Origin of the sequence: Candidatus Ruthia magnifica str. Cm (Calyptogena magnifica) (assembly GCF_000015105.1) — a bacterium.
GTDB lineage: Bacteria > Pseudomonadota > Gammaproteobacteria > PS1 > Pseudothioglobaceae > Ruthia > Ruthia magnifica.
On record NC_008610.1, the window covers coordinates 609,196 to 630,635 of the forward strand.

Genomic DNA, 21,440 nt, shown 5'->3' on the forward strand with positions numbered 1-21,440 from the left:
CTTTTTGGATAAGTCTTTTTTAAAGTCCAACAGTATTATCGCTGCCATGACTTTTCTTTCACGCATACTAGGCTTGGTGCGTGATTATTTTATTGCCCGATATTTTGGTGCCAACGGTCTAACTGATGCCTTTTTAATCGCTTTTAGAATCCCCAATTTTTTTAGACGTCTATTTGGCGAAGGTGCTTTTTCACAAGCTTTTGTACCTATTTTAGCCGAAGCTAAAACCAACAATACACAGGCCGAGGTTCAAAATATTATTAACCACATTGGTACAAAATTTCTTTTTGTGTTAATTCTGATTACACTCATTACAGTTGTTATTGCACCCGTCATCATTTTTATGTTCGCTTGGGGTTTTTACTTTTCACCCGACCCAATGCAATTTAACCTGGCATCAGATATGTTAAGAATTACCCTTCCTTATTTGTTATTCATCTCTTTAACAGCTTTTTCTGGTGCTATTTTAAATACTTATGATCAGTTTGCAGTGCCTGCATTTACACCAGTTTTACTCAATATTTCTATGATTTTGAGTGCTATATATTTATCTAAACACATGGACACCCCCATTATGGCACTGGCATGGGGGGTATTTTTTGGTGGCATTACACAGCTTTTGTTTCAGATACCTTTTTTAATAAAAATAAAAAAACTACCCAAATTAGCACTTGGCGATCATCAAGCAATTAAAACCTTAAAAAAACGTATGTTACCCGCTCTATTTGGGGTTTCAGTATCACAAATAAATTTACTAATCGATACCATGATTGCTTCAGTTCTTGTCAGTGGTAGTGTTTCATGGTTATATTATTCGGATAGGCTATTAGAACTACCTTTAGCACTTATTGGCATTGCTTTAGCAACAGTATCTTTAGCCAAATTAAGTCAGCATTTTGCTGATAAAAATGATGAAAAATTTGCACAAACAATCAATAATACTTTAACAATTGGATTATTACTTGGACTACCTGCTTGTGCTGGATTGGTATTGCTTGCTGAGCCTCTGATTATTACCTTGTTTCAATACGATCAATTTGATGCATTTGCTGTATTCCAATCATCATCAAGTCTGATGGCTTATGGTTCAGGATTAATGGCTTTTATTTTTGTTAAGATTTTAGCGCCTATTTTTTTATCCAGAGGAGACGCCAAAACACCAGTTAAAGTTGGGGTCATTGCAATGATATCTAATGTTTTCTTAAACGTTATTTTAGGTTTTTATTTTGCTCATGTAGGTCTGGCAATAGCCACTTCTATTTCTGCTTTACTCAATGCCAGTTTGCTCTATTACTATTTAAACAAGCAATCTATTTTTAATGTTTCTAGTAACTTATATCAAACTTTTTTTAAAGCCCTGGTTGCAAGCTTTATAATGACTGTCTTTATTTTGATTTTTGGATCAGAGGTTGAACTTTATTTAAAAGCTGATGTTAGTTCAAGAATAACATTGCTTGGCACAACTATTGTGCTTGCAATTATTATATATTTTGCCAGCTTAAAACTGTTAAACATAGGAATAAAAAAACAATGAATACTGTAAAATGCATTAAATTAGGCCAACAACTTGAAGCCTTGGATAGAGCGCCTTATCCTGGTGAATTAGGTCAAAAAATATTAAGTAACGTATCCAAACAAGGCTGGAAACTCTGGCTTGAATACCAAACCATGTTGATCAATGAAAACAACTTAAATTTGATGGATTCAAATGCACAAAGTTATCTTAAAGAACAAATGGATAAGTTCTTCTTTTCAAAAGAAGACGTAGATGATATTCAAGGTTACAAGCCCAATGAGTAATGGCGTGTTGTTTGTTATTTCCGCCCCTTCAGGGTGTGGAAAAACTTCATTAGTTAAAGCGCTCATTAAAAAAATTGATCATTTGTGTGTTTCAGTTTCACACACCACAAGAGCGCCACGCTTAGGTGAAGTACAGGGTGAAAACTACTTTTTTGTTTCTAAAGATGAATTTAATAAAATAAAAAATAACAACGGCTTTATTGAATCAGCACAAGTGTTTGATAATGATTATGGTAGCGCCAAACAATTGGTTCAAAATTTGTTAAATAATGATTCTGATGTTATTTTAGAGATTGACTGGCAGGGTTTTAGACAGATTAAACAAACTTTTAATCACTCAGTTGGTATTTTTATTCTCCCACCTTCTCAAGCGGTATTAAAAAAACGCTTAACCGATAGAGGACAAGACAAACAAAGTATTATTGGCAGAAGAATGCATGATGCAGACAATGAAATGCAACATTTTAATGAATTTGACTATCTAATTATTAATGATAATTTTGACGTAGCTCTGAATAATTTATCAATCATTGTTCAAGCCGAACGTCTAACGTTAGCACAACAATCAATCAAACACAAAGATTTGCTTAAAACATTGATATAGCCTATAATATCGACCCTTTCTAATATTTATCGTTAGTTATTTAACAAAATGAATCAAGAATTCGCATTATTACCTGCTAAAAAAATCTCAAATTTGGAGGTTCAAAAATATCCACCTATCTTAAACAGTGAACAAGAACATGAATTAGCCGTTAAATTGTATGAAAATCACGATTTAAGTGCAGCCAGAAAATTAGTTTTGTCGCACATGCGTTTTGTCGCCTTTATTGCCCATGGCTACAAAGGCTATGGCCTTGAACAGGCCGATCTTGTGCAAGAAGGTACCATTGGATTAATGAAGGCAGTTAAGCGTTTTAATCCAAATAGAAATGTACGTCTTGCCTCATTCGCGGTGTATTGGATTCGTGCAGAAATTCACGAATTTATTTTCAAGAATTGGAAAATCGTTAAAGTTGCCACAACCAAAGCACAACGCAAATTATTTTTCAAACTTAAACAAGCCAAAGCACATATTTATAGTTCATTGAACGAAGAGCAGGCAGATAAAATTGCTAATGATTTGGGTGTACGTCGTAAAGATGTATTGGAGATGGAATCGCGTTTGCAATTTAACGACGTAACATTTGAAGTGTCTGATGATGAGGATTCTCTCGCACCAGAACAATACTTAACCAATGAAAACGTCCAAACACCTGAACAGTTGTTACTAATAAACGATTCAAAACAGAATCAACAGCAGCAACTTTATAAAGCCTTATCATCATTAGATGAAAGAAGTTTAGATATTTTACAATCTAGATACTTGAAAGAAGAAAAAACAACCCTACATACTTTAGCAGACAAGTATGGTATCTCAAAAGAAAGAGTGCGCCAACTTGAAACTAAAGCTATGCAAAAGCTTAAATCAAACTTACAAGAGCAATCTCTTTAAAGACTGATTTTTAAGTTCAAGCATTAAGCTTAAAAATTATTTATTTGTTTATTAATCTAGGAGAAAAAAATGAATATTCGTCCCCTTCACGATCGTGTGATTGTCCGTAGAACACAAGAGGAAAAAACCACTGAAAGTGGATTAATCATTCCAGATTCAGCCACAGAAAAGCCTTCAAAGGGTGAAATTTTGGCGATTGGTAACGGCAAAATTAACGATAATGGTGATGTTATTGCATTAGATGTTAAAGTTGGAGACCAGGTATTATTTGGTCAATATGCGGGTAACGAAATTAAAGTAGATGGTGAAACATTGCTAGTTGTACGTGAAGACGATATTGTCGCAATTATTGAATAAAGGAGATTAAAAATGTCAGCAAAAGATATAAAATTTGGCTCAGAAGCTAGAAATTTAATGTTAGATGGTGTTAATATGCTAGCTAACGCAGTTAAAGTAACACTAGGACCTAAAGGTAGAAATGTTGTACTAGATAAATCATTTGGTGGTCCCACAATTACCAAAGATGGTGTTTCTGTTGCTCAAGAAATTACCTTGGAAGGTAAATTTGAAAACATGGGTGCACAAATGGTCAAAGAAGTGGCATCAAAAACCAATGATATTGCTGGTGATGGAACTACAACAGCAACTGTACTTGCACAAGCGCTTGTTATTGAAGGTGTTAAATCAGTAGCGGCAGGCATGAACCCTATGGACCTTAAACGAGGTATTGACAAAGCAACAGAAACTGCTGTTAATGCGTTGCGTGAGTTCTCACAACCTTGTAATGATACAAAAGCCATTGCCCAAGTTGGTACCATTTCTGCAAACTCTGATATTTCTGTGGGTGATATTATTGCTGATGCCATGGAAAAAGTGGGTCAAGCTGGTGTTATTACAGTCGAAGAAGGTTCTGGTTTTGAAAATGAACTTGATGTGGTCGAGGGCATGCAGTTTGATCGCGGCTATTTATCACCTTACTTTGTTAACAATCAAGAATCAATGACTGCTAATCTTGAAACACCTTTTGTATTATTACATGACGGTAAAATTTCAAATATTCGTGATTTATTGCCTACATTAGAAGCAGTTCAAAAATCAGGCAAAGCTTTGCTAATCATTGCCGAAGACATTGATGGTGAAGCGTTAGCCACGTTAGTAGTTAACAATATGCGTGGTATTGTTAAAGTTGCAGCGGTTAAAGCTCCTGGCTTTGGCGATCGTCGTAAAGCAATTTTGGAAGACATTGCCGTACTAACAGGTGGTATGGTTATTTCAGAAGAAGTTGGTTTGTCTTTAGAAAAGGTAACTGAAGAACATCTTGGTACTGCTAAACGCATTGAAATTGGCAAGGAAAACACTGTCATTGTTGATGGTGCTGGCAAAAAAGTCGATATTGATGGCCGTATTGCACAAATTAAAGCACAAATTGAAACTACAACGAGCGATTATGATAAGGAAAAATTGCTTGAACGCTTGGCTAAATTATCAGGTGGTGTTGCTGTGATTAAAGTAGGCGCTGCTACTGAAGTTGAAATGAAAGAAAAGAAAGGCCGTGTTGATGATGCGTTACACGCCACTCGTGCTGCTGTTGAAGAAGGTGTCGTTCCTGGTGGTGGTGTTGCCTTGGTTCGTGTTATTAAAGCCTTAGATGGATTAACGGGTGATAATCATGATCAAAATATTGGTATTGACATTGCTAAACGCGCTATGGAGGCACCATTACGCCAAATTGTAACAAATGGTGGTGGTGAGGCTTCTGTTATTCTTAACGAAGTTGCCAAAGGTAAAGATAATTATGGCTACAATGCAGCAACAGAAAAATATGGTGATATGCTTAAGATGGGCATTTTAGATCCAACAAAAGTTGTTCGTGCAGCGTTACAACATGCTGCCAGTATTTCAGGTCTTATGATTACAACTGAGGCGATGATTACTGATACTCCTCAAGATACACCTGCTACTGCTGCAGCACCTGATATGGGTGGCATGGGCGGTATGATGTAACAATTTTTTTATTTAAGTAAATAAAAAGCTCCATAAAATGGAGCTTTTTTTTGGTATGATACTTGTAAAATTATCATATTCAAACATTAAGACCACTGCATTAGCCTAGCATAACCTATGAAGCACATAAAACAAGGACCCCTCTTACCTAAAAGCTCGTCAAATAGTGAGCTATTCGCCTTATTTTTGTATGGGGAATGCACTATTTTTTACACCCTAAGTTGTATTAATTCATTATGAGTAACTACGATTCATCCTCTATTGAGATTTTAACAGGTCTTGAAGCAGTACGTAAACGTCCAGGAATGTACACTGAAACTGAGCGCCCAAACCACCTTGCCCAAGAAGTTATTGACAATAGTGTTGATGAAACAATTGCAGGATATGCTTCTAAAATTAGCGTTATTTTATACAAAGATGGTTCTTTATCCGTTGAAGATAATGGTCGAGGTATGCCTGTGGATATTCACCCTAAAGAAGGAAAATCAGGTGTTGAAGTTATTTTAACCAAACTCCATGCAGGTGGAAAATTTTCAAATGATTCATACCAATTTTCAGGCGGCTTACATGGTGTTGGAATTTCAGTGGTTAATGCCCTATCCACCTTAGTAGAAATCTGGATTAAAAGGGACGCTAAAGAACATTACATCACTTTTTCAAACGGTTTTAAGCAAACAGAACTTGAAATAACTCGCAAAGTTGGAAAACGTAACACAGGTACCACTGTTAAATTCAAACCTGATGCACAGTTTTTTGACACCATTAAATTCTCTGTAACCAAATTACGCCATAATCTACGCTCTAAAGCGGTTTTATGTCCAGGTTTGGAGGTTAATTTTTATAATGAAATAGATGAAGCAACAGATAAATGGATTTACAAAGAAGGCTTAAAAGATTATCTGTCTATATCTTTAGATGTTTTAGATTGCCTACCACCCACACCATTTATTATTGATTATAAAACTGACGAACAGCAACTTAATTGTTCGCTTGCATGGACGCAATACAACACCAATGTTGTGGCTGAAAGTTATGTTAACCTTATTCCAACCATTGGTGGTGGTACACATGTTAATGGGTTAAGATCAGGGCTTAATGAAGCCCTAAAAGAATTTTGCGAATTTAGAAATTTAATCCCCAAAAACATCAAACTCACGCCTGATGATATCTGGCAAAAAATTGCTTATACATTATCTATTAAAATATTAGACCCTCAATTTTCCGGACAAACTAAAGAAAGACTTTCCTCTAGAGAGAGTGCTAGTTTTGTTGCCAATGTCGTTAAAGATGCCTTTAGTCTTTGGCTAAATCAACATACTAGCATTGCAGAGCAAATCGCTCAATTGGCTATTGCCAATGCACAAGCAAGACTTAAAACTAATAAAAAGGTCATTCGCAAGAAAATAATTAGCGGTCCTGCCCTGCCTGGAAAATTATCAGATTGTACTAGTACTGATCTTAATCAAACAGAAGTATTTTTAGTTGAAGGTGACTCTGCAGGCGGTTCTGCCAAACAGGCAAGAGACAAAGAGTATCAGGCTATTTTACCACTACGCGGTAAAATTTTAAACACTTGGGAGGTTGATTCTGAGCAAGTATTGGCCAGTAACGAAATTCATGATATTGCCATTGCTATTGGTCTTGAGCCTAATAGTGAAGATTTATCTGGCTTGAGATATGGAAAAATTTGTATTCTTGCTGATGCCGATTCAGATGGCGCACATATTGCTACGCTCATTTGCACTTTATTCGTAAAACATTTCCAAAAACTTATTCAAAAAGGACATATATTTGTTGCAATGCCACCCTTGTATCGTGTGGATGCAGGAAAATATGTTCATTACGCCCTTGATGACAATGAACGAGATGCTATTATTAAAAAAATAGAAAATAAAAACAAGCATGTTAAAATTCAAGTTCAGCGTTTTAAAGGTTTGGGTGAAATGAATCCATATCAACTAAGAGAAACCACCATGCTACCTGATACTAGGCACTTAATTCAACTCACATTAGATGATCCATTGCAAGTTTTTCAAACTATGGACATGTTGTTAAGTAAAAAACGCGCAGCTGATCGAAAAAAATGGTTAGAAGAAAAAGGTAATTTGGCTAATGTCTAATACTAGACATAAAATCAAGGCCGTTATTCTTTTATCTGGTGGGCTAGATTCTACTACAACTTTAGCTATTGCCAAAACAAAAAACTTTGAATGTTATAGTCTGAGTTTTGATTATGGACAAAAACAAAAGTCAGAGTTAAAATCTGCTGAGAATTTTGCCAAAATTTTTGGCTCTATTAAACATAGAGTTATGAAAATATCTTTATCTAATATTGATTTCTCTGCCTTAACAGATGATAAAATAGACATACCAAAATTTTCTAAAAGCGATGATATTCCGATCACTTACGTACCTGCTCGTAATACTATTTTTTTATCCTATGCACTATCATGGTCAGAAGTATTAGACTGTCAGCATATATTTATTGGTGTTAATACACTGGATTACTCAGGTTATCCTGATTGTAGAGAGATTTATATCAAAGCATTTGAGGTAATGGCTAATCTTGCCACTAAACAAAGTATTGAAGGGAAAAAATTAACCATTCATACGCCGCTAATTCATTTGAATAAAGCACAAATTATCAAAAAAGGACTTTCTCTTGGCATTGACTATTCACTAACAACAACATGCTATCAGGCAGATAAAAGTGGAAAAGCTTGTGGCATTTGTGATGCGTGTGAATATAGAAAATTAGGCTTTATAGAAGCAAAAGTAGCAGACCCAACCCGATATCAAATTTAGCATTATTTACATAAAATACTTTAATAAAAAATTTTAAATTTAATCTTGTATAACCTCTTTTTGACGATAAAATAATAGCTATTAAAATAGTTAAGGAAATAACAAATGAGTATTGAACAAAGAGTAAAAAAAGTTGTAGCTGAACAATTAGACGTAAGCGGCGATATTGATAACAATGCTTCTTTTATTGATGATTTAGGTGCAGATTCTTTGGATACTGTTGAATTAGTTATGTCTCTTGAAGAAGAATTTGACTGTGAAATTCCTGACGATCAAGCTGAAAATATTACCACAGTTCAACAAGCAATTGATTACGTTAACAATAATTTATAGTTTTCGTTTATCAACTTAACGCAATAAAGTTATTTTTCTTAAAATTAAGTGCTTTTTATATTAAGTTTTAAAACATTATGGGTAAAAGAAGAGTTGTTATTACAGGTATGGGTATGGTTTGCCCAGTCGGTTTAAGTGTAGATGAATCTTGGGATAATATTCTTAAGGGTCATTCTGGCATTGCTTCACTTACTAATATCGATACCAAAGGTCAATCGGTTACGTTTGGTGGCTCGGTCAAAGGTTTTGAAATTACCGACTACTTAAAGCCTAAAGATGCCAAAAAAATGGACACTTTTGTCCATTACGGTATGGCCGCTGGCATTCAAGCTATTGAAGACAGTGGTATTGAAGTTACCGAACAAAATGCCCATCGTATCGGTGTTACTATCGGTGCTGGCATTGGTGGTCTTGGTACAATTGAAAAAACTGCAGATTTATTCAGAGAAAAAGGAGCAAAGCGCATTTCACCTTTTTTTGTCACCTCTTCAATTATCAACATGATTTCAGGCAATCTTTCTATAAAATATGGCTTAAAAGGCCCTAATTTTGCTATTGTGAGTGCCTGTAGTACAGGCACTCACAATATTGGCGGCGCTTCTCGTTTGATTGAATATGATGATGCTGATGTAATGATTACTGGTGGTGCTGAAATGTCAACCACCAACTGTGGTTTAGGTGGTTTTGCTGCAGCACATGCATTGTCTACTCGTAATGATGACCCAATAAACGCTTCTCGCCCTTGGGACAAAGACAGAGATGGTTTTGTGCTTGGTGATGGTGCAGGTGTTGTGGTGTTAGAAGAGTTCGAATACGCTAAAGCACGTGGTGCAAAAATTTATGCACAAGTTTCAGGATATGGCATGAGTAGTGATGCTTATCACATAACACTACCTTCAAAAGGCGGAGAAGGTGCGGCCAGATGCATGCAAAATTCACTAAAAAACTCAGGTATTAACACCGATCAAATTGATTATATTAACGCACATGGTACTTCCACGCCATCAGGCGACCAAGCAGAAACAGATGCTACTAAATTGGCCCTTGATAAGCACGCTTATAACATTGTCATGAGTTCAACCAAATCTATGACTGGGCATTTATTAGGTGCTGCTGGTGGCATTGAAGCCATCTTTACTGCACTCGCCATTAAAAATCAAATTGCACCACCAACCATTAACATCATCAATCAAGACCCAAATTGTGATTTAGATTATTGTGCTAATGAAGCACGAGAAATGACAATCAATCATGCCATTTCTAACTCATTTGGATTTGGTGGCACTAATGGCTCAATTGTATTCAGCAAAATTTAACAGCTTCATTCACATTAACGAAGATTAAAAAATTACTTGAAAATGTTGATTATTTTACTGTTGTCAAGTCAACACTTTTGATTTTATCAGCATCAGAAATTAACTCATAGATTGTAATTGTACCATTTTGAATACTATTAAGTGCAACTTCCTTATTCATGACTAAAGACCAGCTTTCATCAGTTGCAATAAACTGTACAGCGCCACCAATCAATGCTAAGATAATAACAATACTGAGAATAAATTTAATCATATTTTTCCTTAATTAAGTATGTGCTAAAAAATACCATTTGCTTGCAATAAAGCATTAATCGAAGGCTCTTTACCTCTAAACTTTATATATTGTTGCATAAAATTCAAACTACCACCTATCTCCAAAATATTATACAAGAAATCTTTAGAGGCGTTAGAGCCAATACCGCCTTCCCCTTGTACATAATAATAAGCATCAGCTGCTAAAACTTCTGCCCATTTATAACTAAAATATCCTGCTGCGTAACTCCCTGAAAAAATATGACCAAAAGTGTTTAAAAATCTATTTTCATCAATGCTATCCATCAGCGCTGTTTCTGATCGAACTTGGGTTAATACTTCATAAGTATCTGAATTTGACATGTGTGTTTTAAGATCCCACAATGAAAACTCACACTGTCGTAACATAGCCAATGCTGAATGGAAATTTTTAGAAGCAATGAGTTTATTAAACAAATCATCGGGCAAAGATTGCCCAGTTTTGTAGTGCTTTGAAATTAAGGCTATGACTTGTTTTTCAAACGCATAAAATTCCATATATTGGCTAGGAAGTTCCACACCATCCCATGGCACACCAGATATACCTGCAGCACAAGGGTATTTAACCTTAGTCAATAGATGGTGTAACGCATGTCCAAATTCATGAAATAGAGTAACAATCTCATCAAATTCAAATAAAGCTGGTTTGTCTTTAGTGTAGGAATTAAGGTTACAAACCACAAAAGCAACAGGTTTATGAGGTTCAATTAAAGGTTGATAATCTGTCATCCATGCGCCAGAACGCTTGTTTCTTCTAGCGTATAAATCAAGATAAATTCTACCAATGAGTCCATTTTTATCACTAACATTTAAAACTTTAACATCAACATGATAGCTATCTTGCTGTATTTTCTCAATTTTAATTTGATATAAATTTTCAATAGTTGAGAATAGTCCGTTTAATACACTACTCTCTGGGAAGTATGGAGTTAGATCAGATTTTTTAAATCCAAATTTTTGCTCTTTAAGTTTTTCACTATAAAACCCAAAATCCCACGGTTTTAAATCAATTCCTGAAAGCTTCTTTAGTTCTTCTAACTCTAATTGCGCCTGAGGCTTTGAACGCTCTACCAAATTATACAAAAACTGAAGCACTTCATCAATTGTACTAACCATTTTAGACATAATAGATAACTGCGCATAATGCTCAAAACCTAAGATATTAGCCATTTCAGCGCGCAATGATAAAATCTCATCCATAATTGGCTTGTTATTATAATCAGTTGAAGTAATACCCAATTCTGAAGCTCTTGATACATAAGCTCTATACACTTCTTCTCTTAAATCTCGGTTGTCTAAATAAGTCATAACATCCATATAAACAGGCATTTGTAAACTTAACTCATAACCCTTATCAGTTTTAATTTTTTCTAGTTCATTATCACTATAGCCTTTTAACTCATCTTTATCTACAATTTTTTTCCACTCATTAGTGGACTTTAAAACGTTTCTAGAAAATTCATTACTAAGTAGACTTAGTTTTTTCTTAATGGATTTAAATCTATGCGCAAAATTGCCTTCCAAGTCCACACCTGAAAGCTCAAAGCTCTTTATGACATCTTTAACGATATGTTGTTGTTGCTTATTAAGATTAGTTTTTTTGAGTGTTTTATAAGCTTGATATAAACCTTTGTTGGTAGATATATTAGAATAAAAATTAGTAATGATTGGCAATGTTTTTTCATATTGTTGATTAAATTCATCACTAAACATGACTGCATTTAAGTGTGAGTTAACACTAGTGAACTTATCCAATTCAAGAGCCGTTTGATCAGTAGCTGCAACCACACTATTCCAACTAGTACCAAGGCTTGCTTTTTCTACCACCTTAAGCCCATTTCTGGTTAATTTTTCAATGGTTTTGACAATATTTTTAGGTTGGAAATTTGGTTTCATAATAAATTAATATGGTGGAAGGAGTGGGATTCGAACCCACGGTACACAAAGGTACACACACTTTCCAAGCGTGCTCATTCGGCCACTCTGAAATCCTTCCGAAAAAAATTATTTTAATCAAAAATGGCTAATATTTCAAGGTTAGCTGATTTTCATACCTAGTTTGACATTAGAATCAACTGACAAAATATGCAATGATTCACCATCACCTGCTGCAAAGCACCATACCTTGTGAAATACCAAAACGCATTTTTCTAGGTACTATGTTTGCAACCATAATGGTGAGCCGTCCTTCTAATTCCTCATTTGTATAATACGCTTTAATGCCTTGCAAACACATTGCGTGTTTCTTGTTCGCCAATATCTAATGTTAATTGTAATAATTTATCCGTGCCTTGTACATTTTTGGCTTTGATAATTTTAGCAACACCTAAATCAATTTGAATCATATTATCATTCTAGTATTTATTCTACGCAACTACTTGCATGTTTTGTTTTGAAGCTTCAATAACTTGCTCAATTTTTTCATCTTCAATACGTGACATTAAAGGTTTGAATGTATTAATTTGATGCTTGGTTAAAGGACGTTTTAAATCCTGCCAATTGAACGCATCTATATTTAAAAACATCTCAGCTTGTTTTGCCATAACAGGCAATACTGGTTTAAGATAAGTCATTAACACTCTAAATAAATTAATAGCAAGTGAAGTCACGTCATGCACTTGTTTAGTATCTTTTTTTACCAGTTGCCATGGCTTATGCTCATCGATATATTGATTAGCTTTATCGGCTAATTTCATAATCTCACGCATAGCTTGATTATAATTACGCGCTTCATAGTGTTTTTTAATGATATCACCACAAGCAACAAATTCATGATAAAGCTCAGGATCAATAGCATAATCAGATAAAGTTTTGTTAAATTTCTTAACAAGAAATCCCGTACTACGTGAAGCAATATTAACCACTTTACCTACTAGGTCTGAATTTACACGTTGTTTAAAATCAGTCAAATTAAGATCTATATCGTCAATTTTAGCAGACAGTTTATAGGCGTAATAATAACGCAAACATTCAGGATTAAGATGATTAAGATAAGTTCTAGCCTGAATAAATGTGCCACGAGATTTGCTCATTTTTTGTCCGTTCACGGTTAAAAATCCATGTACAAAGATTGCACTTGGCGTACGATAATTCGAGCCCATCAATATAGCCGGCCAAAAAAGTGCATGGAAATAAACAATGTCTTTACCGATAAAATGATAAAGCTCTGTATTTGAGTCTTTATTAAAGTATTCATCGAAATCCAAACCCTGTTCATCACAAAGCTTTTTAAAACTTGCCATATAGCCAATCGGTGCATCTAGCCAAACATAGAAATACTTGCCTTCCACATCAGGAATTTGAAAACCAAAATACGGCGCATCACGAGAAATATCCCATTGTTGAAGGCCTTGTTCAAACCACTCAGATAATTTGTTGCTAACTTCATCTTGTAAATGCCCTTCTTTGATCCACGCTTTAAGTTGCGTTTCAAATTGAGGCAAGTCAAAGAAATAGTGTTCCGAGTCTTTAGCGATTGGAGTTGCATCTGAAATAATAGATTTGGCATTTTTTAGTTCTGTTGGCGAATAGGTTACCCCACAAATTTCACAATTATCACCATATTGGTCATTAGCACCACATTTAGGACAATCACCTTTAATGAAGCGATCGGGTAAAAACATCTGTTTTTCAGGATCAAACGCCTGAGAAATGATACGTGTTTTAATAAAACCAGCATCATTTAACTTGTGATAAATATTAGCAGAAATGTCTTTATTTTCCTGACTATGAGTTGAGTGATATTTGCTAAAACCTATTGAAAATTCTTTAAAATCTGCTTGATGGCGTTCACTCACACCCTTAATTAACGTCTCAGGAGTAATACCAAGCTCATCAGACTTAAGCATAATGGGCGTGCCATGTGTATCATCAGCACAAACATAATAACACTCATTACCCATCATTTTTTGAAAACGCACCCAAATATCAGCTTGAATGTATTCCAATAAATGCCCCAAATGAATTTCACCATTAGCATAAGGCAATGCTGAGGTAACGAGAATTTTTCGCGATGTCATGTTAATAGGCTTGTTAATATTAAGGGTGGCTTATACCATTATACGATAAAATATCGCTATTTTACTTAATTGGATACAACAAAGATGGCAGATTTAACGAACAAGGAAATTGAAAATATTTTATCCAAGGTTGTTGATATTTATACCGAACAAGATATTGTTTCTTCAAATATCATTAATGATATTAACATTGATGGTGATAAAATTCAGGTTAACATTGAACTTAATTATCCTGCTAATAGTTACCACGCTATCTTATCCAAAACCATTACCGATACATTAGCAAAAAATGGTATTAACCATGTTAGTGTTGATATTAAAACCAAAATTGTTAAGTACATAGTTCAAAAAGGTGTTGATGTCCTGCCAGAAGTTAAAAATATCATTGCAATTGCCTCGGGTAAAGGTGGCGTTGGCAAATCAACCACTGCAGTTAATTTAGCATTAGCACTACAAATGGAAGGCGCAAAAATTGCTATTTTAGATGCTGATATTTATGGCCCTTCTCAACCTAGAATGCTAGGCGTTAGCAAAGTAAAGCCAGAATCCACTGCTGAAGGAAAATTATTACCTATTTTGGGCCATGGTATACAAAGTATGTCAATCGGCTACTTGGTGGATGAAGACAATCCTATGATTTGGCGTGGTCCTATGGTTACTCAAGCTTTAGAGCAAATGCTAAGAGACACCTTATGGCGTGGTATTGATTATATGATCATTGACTTGCCACCAGGCACAGGTGATACACAACTAACACTATCACAAAAAATTCCAGTAAGTGGTTCTGTGATTGTAACAACCCCGCAAGACATTGCACTAATTGATGCTAAAAAAGGCTTAAAAATGTTTGAAAAAGTTAACATTCCTATTTTGGGTATTGTTGAAAATATGTCATTACATATTTGCTCAGAATGCGGACACCAAGAGGCTATTTTCGGAACAGGTGGTGGTGAAACTATGGCTGCTGATGCGAATGTTGAATTTTTAGGTGCTCTCCCTTTAGAGATGGATATTCGAACTGATGTTGACGAAGGTACGCCAACAGTTATTAAAGATCCAGAAGGCAGAATATCTGAGATTTATAAAGAAATAGCTAAAAAAGTCAGTGCCAAATTAACCCAACAATCTCGCGCAACCAATGCTTTCCCAAGTATTACCATTGAATAATATTAAATAAGTAAATATGGATTATACAAAGTGGCTTTAAGGTAGATTTATTTGGCATCATATAATGTGTGGATATGATTGCCCATATACTGTTCAGCAATCAAAATGACTGGTATCTTATATGACACGTACTAAAAGCGGTTGCCAATACAAATGAATCTATTAACACATTAAGTAGTATTAAGAAATCATTAAAAGTGAACATCAATAAAAATATTGTGATACTATTTATATCAATGGTTTAGACAGCCTTGATTTTGTCAAAATATTTCACTCAAATAATCTAGAAAAAACTTTGTTAATATAGTGAAAAATCCGCCAATTAATGGGCTTGAGTAGTCAGTTGGATGTCATAACCTGTGCTAAGTCCTTTCAGTATTAATCAGCGATAAAGTTAGTACGTTGGTATTCTAGACCAATGTTTAAACGTTTATGTGCAGATTTTTGATTTCATAATCGGTAAACTCTAATACCCACGATTGCCATGTCATTTTCAACCAAAATACGATGACCAATATCTAAGTTAATGGTTTCACCAGGGGTGAATTGATCTTGAAAAAGATTAAGTCTTTGCTGTTGTAGTTAGCTAAGTTGAATGGTTTTAAATACTATAGTCAAGTTCTTTTGAATTAAATCCATGAATATTAATTTCAATACGACCATAACCAAACTGATTAAAAAACTTGTTAGCTTTGTTATTAATCAAACCTTCGGTTTTAGTAATGGCTTGTGCTTTTTAAGTCTGAAAATATTTTATTGCTTAATTCTTTAGTATCCATAGTGTACCATAAAGTTCTTTGAATAAGGTGGTGATTGTTAGCTATCTTTTGTGCTCAGTGTTTAAATATAGATAAGTAAATTTATAAAAAATATTGGTGTCTTATATGCTAATGGAGAATAAAAAGGTAGAAAAAGTGAGTGATGGCTTGAAGAAAGCTCGAGTGTCTGGGGTATTTTTGAACGTGCTTGTTGCTAAATTTTATGATATTAAGTGCTTCTTGTATTTGAAAGTATTTTTTAGTGTTTTACTTTAAAAAATAATATTTTAGTGGTTTTCAGAGACTTGGTTAATGGTGTATTTTGGAATTTCAATCACTAAATCAGTGTCACCCATAATCGTTTGGCAAGATAGACGAGAATTCGGGTCTAAGCCCCAAGCTTTGTCTAATAAATCATCTTCTATTTCATCTGATTCCTCCACTGAATCAAACCCCTCACGTAGGTAAATATGACAAGTTGTACAAGCGTTTGACATTTCACAAGCGTGTTCGATTTCAATGTCATTAGCAAGTAGCGCATCGCAAACACTAACACCTGATTGAGTTTCAATAACAATGCCTTCTGAGCATAATTCATGATGGGGTAATACAATGATTTGTGGCATATTAGGTTTCCTAAATATTTTTCTTAAAATTCATCAACATTATGACCTTGCATGGCTTTCATAACGGTGTTGTTCATACGCATTTCAACAAATTTTGAGCAGGTGTTCTCAAGATTTTCAAGGGCAGTTTTAATAGCTTTTTCATCATCAGAATGAGCCATGTTAAACAGTATCGTTCTTGCAGTTAAGATATTGTTAAGCATTTTAACATCAAGCATGTGCTTATCTTTTTTAAGTGCTAAATCTATTGCTTGAATAGTTCTGTTTGCCTCTACTTGTGTTTCATGAAGTTGTCTAGTTTGAATATCAGTTTTGGCAAATAAAATAGAATCTTTTAGCATCTTTTCCATTTGTACATCTGTTAACCCATAAGATGGCTTAATGGTGATATTTGTTTTAACACCCGATATTTGCTCAACAGCACTCACAGATAACAAGCCATCAGTATCCACTTGAAACTCAATTTGAATACGAGCACTACCTGCTACCATTGGTGGAATACCTTGCAAATCAAATTTAGCTAATGAGCGACAGTCCTTAACCAACTCCCTTTCACCTTGCAATACATGGACACTCATTGCTGTTTGCCCGTCTTTAAAGGTGGTAAATTCTTGTGCGCGAATAATCGGAATTGTAGTATTACGATGAATGACCTTTTCCACTAATCCACCCATCGTTTCAAGCCCAAGTGACAATGGCAATACATCTAATAACAACACATCACCTTGTGATTTATTACCAGCCAAAATATTGGCTTGTATCGCCGCACCTTTAGCAACAACTTCATCTGGATTAATGGAGCACAAAACCGGTTTATTGAATAAATCACTTACCATAAAGCGAACTAATGGCATACGCGTGGAGCCACCTACCATAATAATGTCCTTAATATCTTCAACATCAACTTGCGCATCTCTAATAGCTCGTTTGGTTAACAATAAGGTGCGTTTAATAAGTACTTTGGCTAAAATTTCAAATTTTTTCTTAGTAATGCGATAAGATTTTTCAATACAGTTAAATTTTGCAAACTCATGGTTACTCAGAGTTTCTTTGGCGGTGCGTGAAAATTGCTTAATTTTCTGCATTTGAGTAGGTGTAAGTTTATTAATACCCAATTGCTTGATGCAATCATCAACAATCAGTGCATCAAAATCATCTCCACCCAAAGTGGAGTCACCGCTTATTGCTAATACTTTGAACACACCCTTGCTAAAGCTTAAAATTGAAATATCAAACGTACCACCACCTAAATCATAAATTGCATGTACACCCTCTTCACCAGATTCCAAACCATAAGCAACTGCTGCTGCCGTTGGCTCATTAAGCAAGCGCAAAGTTTTAAGTCCAGCTAAAGTTGCTGCATCTTTAGTTGCTTGACGTTGTGCATCATTAAAATAAGCAGGTACAGTGATTACTGCGCCAAATAGCGCACCACCCAATGATTTCTCAGCACATTGCTTAAGTGAAGCTAAAATACTAGCAGAAATTTCAACTGCAGATAGATCCCCTGTAGCAGTATGAAATAATACATTATTGCCATTTTCAAGCAATTGATAAGGGCAATTTTTAAATGTACTAACTTCTTTATAACTCATGCCCATAAAGCGTTTCACTGAAATAATAGTATTAGTCGGATCAGTTTTTGCATAATGGTAAGCATTACAACCAACTGTTAATTTATTATCCTTACCACAATGCACAACCGAAGGTAAAATTGTCTCATTGTTCTCATGGATGAGAACTTTACTTTGACCACTCATCACAGATGCAACCAATGAATTAGTCGTGCCTAAATCAATACCAATCGCTAACTTATGCTGATGTATTGCGGATACTTGACCAGGTTCTGATATTTGTAATAAAGCCATTATTGATATTGATTGCTACAACCACTCATCCATTAATTGTTTTGCATGAACATTTAATTGCTCATAAAATTTTAATTCCCTAACTAAGTCTTTAATCTCATTTAATGCTTTTATATTAGCAAATGAAGCTCTAATACTGTCTATATTGTGTTTAATTTTTTCATCTATTCTTTCAGTAAAATTATCTAAAGCTGTTTCGTCTTTGCTGATTTGAATTGACTCTAAAACCTCTCTTAGCTCAATTTGAGACATTAAAAAATCAACCGTCATTGTTGTGTCTTTTTCGTCAAATACGTTAATACCATTTAATTCTAATAAATAACTAGCACGATTAAGTGGAGATTTTAAGGTGTCAAATGCTGTGTTAATTAACGAAGTATTTTGTAATGCCAAAGCCCTTTCTTTATTACTACCAGAGACAAATTTATCGGGATGAAATTTTACGACTTGTTGTTGGTATTCAATGTTAAGCTTAGTGATATTTATATCAAAATCAGCTGCTAATGAAAACAACTCAAAATAGTTTTCCATTTTTTTAAAAAACTAAACCGTAAAAGATTCGCCACAGCCACATTCAGCTTTAGCATTTGGATTGTTAAACTCAAAACCCTCATTTAAACCTTCTTTAATATAATCAACTTGCGTACCATCTAAATAAATTAAACTCTTTGCATCGACAATAACTTTAATGTCGTTGCCTTCAAATACAGTATCATCGTTGTTTGTATTATCAACAAATTCTATGTTGTAACCAAGACCAGAACAACCTGTAGTTTGTACGCTCAAGCGAATGCCTATGCCAAAACCACGATTAGTTAAAAAATCAGCAACACGCTCTACCGCACGATCAGTTAAAGTAATTGCCATTATTGATTAGGCTTTGCTTTTTATATCATTAATGGCTGCTTTTATGGCATCTTCAGCCAAAACTGAACAATGTATCTTAACGGGTGGTAAGGATAACTCTTCTGCAATATCAGAATTTTTAATTTCTGCCGCTTCATTTAGTGTTTTTCCTTTAACCCATTCTGTTAATAATGAACTTGATGCAATGGCAGAGCCACAACCATAAGTTTTAAACTTAGCATCTTCAATCACGCCATTATCATCAACTTGAATTTGCAAACGCATCACATCACCACATGCGGGTGCACCCACCATACCTGTGCCAACATTTTTAGCGTCTTTGTCTAATACGCCTACATTACGTGGATTTTCATAATGATCCATTACTTTTTCACCATATGCCATCTCTTTTCTCCTTTTTAGTCTTGTTGTTAGTCGCTAAACCATGTATTTATTACATTCATTTAATGCGCTGTCCATTCAACTTTACTGATGTCAATGCCATCCTTGAACATATCCCAAAGCGGAGATAAATCACGTAATTTATCAACTTTAGTACGTACCAAATTAATAGCCTTATCAACTTGTGCTTCAGTTGTATAACGTCCAATGGTAAATCTAATTGATGAGTGTGCCAATTCATCACTCAAACCTAGTGCACGCAAAACATATGATGGCTCAAGACTTGAACTAGTACAAGCTGAACCTGAAGACACAGCAATATCATTAACAGCCATCATTAGTGATTCACCTTCAACATAGTTAAAACTGATATTTAAATTGCCTGGAATACGATTTTTCATATCACCATTGATCACAACCTCTTCCATATTAACAAAACCTGCTAATAAACGATCACGTAATTGTCTAATTTTTGAGTTTTCCTCTTTCATCTCAGCTTGTGCAATCGCAAAAGCCTCACCCATACCAACAATTTGATGTGTGGCTAAAGTGCCTGAACGCATACCTCGCTCATGCCCACCACCATGCATTTGTGCTTCAATGCGCACACGTGGTTTACGACGCACATAAAGCGCACCCATTCCTTTAGGTCCATAAATTTTATGGGCTGAAAAACTCATTAAATCAACGGGTAATTTTGATAAATCAATCGTCACTTTTCCTGCTGATTGTGCCGCATCAACATGAAAGAAAATCTTATTTTCACGACAAAGATTACCAATAGCCTCAATATCTTGAATCACGCCAATTTCGTTATTAACATGCATGATTGACACCAGTATAGTATCTTCACGTATTGCTTTTTTTAAAACATTTAAATCCAATAAGCCATTGGGCATCGGATCTAAATATGTTGCTTCATAATTTTCACGTTCTAATTGCCGACAAGTGTCTAATACAGCCTTGTGTTCAGTTTTTAAAGTGATGATGTGGTTACCTTTTTTGTGATAAAAATGCGCAATACCTTTAATAGCTAAATTATCAGACTCAGTTGCGCCTGAAGTCCAAACAATTTCTTTTGAGTCAGCGCCCACTAAATCAGCCACTTGATGTCTAGCTTTTTTAACAGCCTCATCAGCTTTCCAGCCGTAATAATGAGAATTTGATGCTGGATTACCAAAATTACCATCCGTAGTTAAATATTGCATCATTTTTTGAGCAACACGCTCGTCAACGGGTGTTGTTGCTGAATAATCCATATAAGTAGGTGTTGACATATTTACACTCCTTTGTTTGAGCTATGATCGTCAATCACCATTTGCAAGGTTTTACCGTTCAAAAATGTTCTAATTTGTTGACTAACTTCGCACCATAATTGGTGAGAAATGCACTGACGCCCATTGTTACATCCTTTAATGCCTTTACAACGACGCAAGTCAATATTTTCATCTACCGCTTCGATAATTTGAGTTAAATTAATATCAGAAACCTTGGCATCAAGCAAATAACCACCGCCTGGACCACGTACACTTTTAACCAATTCAGCACGACGCAATTTAGCAAATAATTGCTCCAAATAAGACAATGAAATATTTTGTCTTTGTGAAATAATATCTAAAGTAATGGGTTTTCCAGTGTCGTTAGATGCCAAATCTAACATTGCAATTACTGCATAACGACCTTTGGTTGTTAATTGCATATCATTCCTAA

20 protein-coding genes, 1 tRNA gene and 1 pseudogene are annotated in these 21,440 nt (G+C 34.9%); 11 read left to right on the forward strand and 11 right to left on the reverse strand.

The features are described from left to right. Window positions 1-4 precede the first annotated feature (4 nt). From murJ to fabF, 10 genes are all read left to right on the forward strand, one after another. Window positions 5-1,534: a murein biosynthesis integral membrane protein MurJ gene (murJ, locus tag RMAG_RS02785; protein WP_041194921.1), complete on the forward strand. Its 1,530-nt coding sequence runs from the start codon at window positions 5-7 to the stop codon at window positions 1,532-1,534. Continuing rightward, entirely contained in the window at window positions 1,531-1,800 is a 270-nt protein-coding gene (locus RMAG_RS02790) for an oxidative damage protection protein (RefSeq protein WP_011737935.1), read from the forward strand. Before murJ ends, RMAG_RS02790 begins: the two co-directional genes overlap by 4 nt. Continuing rightward, complete coding sequence (gmk, locus tag RMAG_RS02795; RefSeq protein ID WP_011737936.1) at window positions 1,793-2,404, forward strand: guanylate kinase; 612 nt, start codon at window positions 1,793-1,795, stop codon at window positions 2,402-2,404. The genes RMAG_RS02790 and gmk overlap by 8 nt, the downstream gene beginning before the upstream one ends. 48 nt (window positions 2,405-2,452) lie before the next feature. Beyond that, window positions 2,453-3,295, forward strand: a complete 843-nt coding sequence (gene rpoH, locus RMAG_RS02800; RefSeq protein ID WP_011737937.1) for an RNA polymerase sigma factor RpoH — start codon at window positions 2,453-2,455, stop codon at window positions 3,293-3,295. 69 nt (window positions 3,296-3,364) lie between these two features. Further along, entirely contained in the window at window positions 3,365-3,652 is a 288-nt protein-coding gene (locus RMAG_RS02805; RefSeq protein WP_011737938.1) for a co-chaperone GroES, read from the forward strand. A 12-nt stretch (window positions 3,653-3,664) separates the two neighbouring features. Further along, window positions 3,665-5,299, forward strand: a complete 1,635-nt coding sequence (gene groL / locus RMAG_RS02810; protein WP_011737939.1) for a chaperonin GroEL — start codon at window positions 3,665-3,667, stop codon at window positions 5,297-5,299. 236 nt (window positions 5,300-5,535) lie between these two features. Then, entirely contained in the window at window positions 5,536-7,419 is a 1,884-nt protein-coding gene (parE, locus tag RMAG_RS02815) for a DNA topoisomerase IV subunit B (RefSeq protein WP_011737940.1), read from the forward strand. Further along, a complete protein-coding gene (queC, locus tag RMAG_RS02820) occupies window positions 7,412-8,104 on the forward strand; it encodes a 7-cyano-7-deazaguanine synthase QueC (RefSeq protein WP_011737941.1) in 693 nt (230 codons plus the stop codon). The genes parE and queC overlap by 8 nt, the downstream gene beginning before the upstream one ends. A gap of 105 nt (window positions 8,105-8,209) precedes the next feature. Further along, window positions 8,210-8,437, forward strand: a complete 228-nt coding sequence (gene acpP / locus RMAG_RS02825; RefSeq protein ID WP_011737942.1) for an acyl carrier protein — start codon at window positions 8,210-8,212, stop codon at window positions 8,435-8,437. A gap of 77 nt (window positions 8,438-8,514) precedes the next feature. After that, the gene (gene fabF, locus RMAG_RS02830; RefSeq protein WP_011737943.1) at window positions 8,515-9,753 is read left to right on the forward strand and encodes a beta-ketoacyl-ACP synthase II; all 1,239 of its coding nucleotides are present in this window, start codon (window positions 8,515-8,517) and stop codon (window positions 9,751-9,753) included. A 49-nt stretch (window positions 9,754-9,802) separates the two neighbouring features. Here fabF and RMAG_RS02835 read toward each other — a convergent pair whose 3' ends face one another. The 4 genes and pseudogenes from RMAG_RS02835 to metG all read right to left on the reverse strand — a co-directional run bounded on the left by RMAG_RS02835 (window position 9,803) and on the right by metG (window position 14,063). Then, window positions 9,803-10,006 carry a hypothetical protein gene (locus tag RMAG_RS02835; protein ID WP_011737944.1) on the reverse strand — a complete coding sequence of 68 codons (204 nt, stop codon included), beginning with the start codon at window positions 10,004-10,006 and terminating at the stop codon, window positions 9,803-9,805. Window positions 10,007-10,029: 23 nt separating this feature from the next. Continuing rightward, entirely contained in the window at window positions 10,030-11,940 is a 1,911-nt protein-coding gene (locus RMAG_RS02840) for a M3 family metallopeptidase (RefSeq protein WP_011737945.1), read from the reverse strand. 12 nt (window positions 11,941-11,952) lie between these two features. Continuing rightward, a tRNA-Ser gene (locus RMAG_RS02845) sits at window positions 11,953-12,040 on the reverse strand. A 41-nt stretch (window positions 12,041-12,081) separates the two neighbouring features. Continuing rightward, a pseudogene (gene metG / locus RMAG_RS02850) lies at window positions 12,082-14,063 on the reverse strand (methionine--tRNA ligase). 84 nt (window positions 14,064-14,147) lie between these two features. Here metG and apbC point away from each other — a divergent pair. Continuing rightward, a complete protein-coding gene (gene apbC / locus RMAG_RS02855) occupies window positions 14,148-15,230 on the forward strand; it encodes an iron-sulfur cluster carrier protein ApbC (RefSeq protein WP_011737947.1) in 1,083 nt (360 codons plus the stop codon). A 1,045-nt stretch (window positions 15,231-16,275) separates the two neighbouring features. On the opposite strand, the gene fdx is transcribed toward apbC, so the two are convergent. Genes fdx through RMAG_RS02890 form a run of 7 tightly spaced genes read right to left on the reverse strand, consistent with a single transcriptional unit; the run spans window position 16,276 to window position 21,429 of the window. Further along, window positions 16,276-16,614, reverse strand: a complete 339-nt coding sequence (gene fdx / locus RMAG_RS02860) for an ISC system 2Fe-2S type ferredoxin (RefSeq protein WP_011737948.1) — start codon at window positions 16,612-16,614, stop codon at window positions 16,276-16,278. A gap of 23 nt (window positions 16,615-16,637) precedes the next feature. Next, window positions 16,638-18,482 (reverse strand): Fe-S protein assembly chaperone HscA, encoded by a 1,845-nt coding sequence (gene hscA / locus RMAG_RS02865; RefSeq protein WP_011737949.1) that lies wholly within the window; start codon window positions 18,480-18,482, stop codon window positions 16,638-16,640. 15 nt (window positions 18,483-18,497) lie between these two features. After that, complete coding sequence (hscB, locus tag RMAG_RS02870; protein ID WP_011737950.1) at window positions 18,498-19,013, reverse strand: Fe-S protein assembly co-chaperone HscB; 516 nt, start codon at window positions 19,011-19,013, stop codon at window positions 18,498-18,500. A 12-nt stretch (window positions 19,014-19,025) separates the two neighbouring features. Next, window positions 19,026-19,349 carry an iron-sulfur cluster assembly protein IscA gene (gene iscA, locus RMAG_RS02875; RefSeq protein WP_011737951.1) on the reverse strand — a complete coding sequence of 108 codons (324 nt, stop codon included), beginning with the start codon at window positions 19,347-19,349 and terminating at the stop codon, window positions 19,026-19,028. Window positions 19,350-19,355: 6 nt separating this feature from the next. After that, window positions 19,356-19,733 (reverse strand): Fe-S cluster assembly scaffold IscU, encoded by a 378-nt coding sequence (gene iscU, locus RMAG_RS02880; RefSeq protein WP_011737952.1) that lies wholly within the window; start codon window positions 19,731-19,733, stop codon window positions 19,356-19,358. A gap of 59 nt (window positions 19,734-19,792) precedes the next feature. Continuing rightward, the gene (locus RMAG_RS02885; protein ID WP_011737953.1) at window positions 19,793-21,007 is read right to left on the reverse strand and encodes an IscS subfamily cysteine desulfurase; all 1,215 of its coding nucleotides are present in this window, start codon (window positions 21,005-21,007) and stop codon (window positions 19,793-19,795) included. Between the two features lie 2 nt (window positions 21,008-21,009). Beyond that, a complete protein-coding gene (locus RMAG_RS02890; RefSeq protein WP_011737954.1) occupies window positions 21,010-21,429 on the reverse strand; it encodes an Rrf2 family transcriptional regulator in 420 nt (139 codons plus the stop codon). Window positions 21,430-21,440: the final 11 nt, after the last annotated feature.

Bases quoted from the DNA above. Each gene is read 5' to 3' on its own strand.
- RMAG_RS02790 (WP_011737935.1), top strand. From the start codon at position 1,531: ATGAATACTGTAAAATGCATTAAATTAGGCCAACAACTTGAAGCCTTG.
- gmk (WP_011737936.1), top strand. From the start codon at position 1,793: ATGAGTAATGGCGTGTTGTTTGTTATTTCCGCCCCTTCAGGGTGTGGA.
- rpoH (WP_011737937.1), top strand. From the start codon at position 2,453: ATGAATCAAGAATTCGCATTATTACCTGCTAAAAAAATCTCAAATTTG.
- RMAG_RS02805 (WP_011737938.1), top strand. From the start codon at position 3,365: ATGAATATTCGTCCCCTTCACGATCGTGTGATTGTCCGTAGAACACAA.
- groL (WP_011737939.1), top strand. From the start codon at position 3,665: ATGTCAGCAAAAGATATAAAATTTGGCTCAGAAGCTAGAAATTTAATG.
- parE (WP_011737940.1), top strand. From the start codon at position 5,536: ATGAGTAACTACGATTCATCCTCTATTGAGATTTTAACAGGTCTTGAA.
- queC (WP_011737941.1), top strand. From the start codon at position 7,412: ATGTCTAATACTAGACATAAAATCAAGGCCGTTATTCTTTTATCTGGT.
- acpP (WP_011737942.1), top strand. From the start codon at position 8,210: ATGAGTATTGAACAAAGAGTAAAAAAAGTTGTAGCTGAACAATTAGAC.
- fabF (WP_011737943.1), top strand. From the start codon at position 8,515: ATGGGTAAAAGAAGAGTTGTTATTACAGGTATGGGTATGGTTTGCCCA.
- RMAG_RS02835 (WP_011737944.1), bottom strand. From the start codon at position 10,006: ATGATTAAATTTATTCTCAGTATTGTTATTATCTTAGCATTGATTGGT.
- RMAG_RS02840 (WP_011737945.1), bottom strand. From the start codon at position 11,940: ATGAAACCAAATTTCCAACCTAAAAATATTGTCAAAACCATTGAAAAA.
- apbC (WP_011737947.1), top strand. From the start codon at position 14,148: ATGGCAGATTTAACGAACAAGGAAATTGAAAATATTTTATCCAAGGTT.
- fdx (WP_011737948.1), bottom strand. From the start codon at position 16,614: ATGCCACAAATCATTGTATTACCCCATCATGAATTATGCTCAGAAGGC.
- hscA (WP_011737949.1), bottom strand. From the start codon at position 18,482: ATGGCTTTATTACAAATATCAGAACCTGGTCAAGTATCCGCAATACAT.
- hscB (WP_011737950.1), bottom strand. From the start codon at position 19,013: ATGGAAAACTATTTTGAGTTGTTTTCATTAGCAGCTGATTTTGATATA.
- iscA (WP_011737951.1), bottom strand. From the start codon at position 19,349: ATGGCAATTACTTTAACTGATCGTGCGGTAGAGCGTGTTGCTGATTTT.
- iscU (WP_011737952.1), bottom strand. From the start codon at position 19,733: ATGGCATATGGTGAAAAAGTAATGGATCATTATGAAAATCCACGTAAT.
- RMAG_RS02885 (WP_011737953.1), bottom strand. From the start codon at position 21,007: ATGTCAACACCTACTTATATGGATTATTCAGCAACAACACCCGTTGAC.
- RMAG_RS02890 (WP_011737954.1), bottom strand. From the start codon at position 21,429: ATGCAATTAACAACCAAAGGTCGTTATGCAGTAATTGCAATGTTAGAT.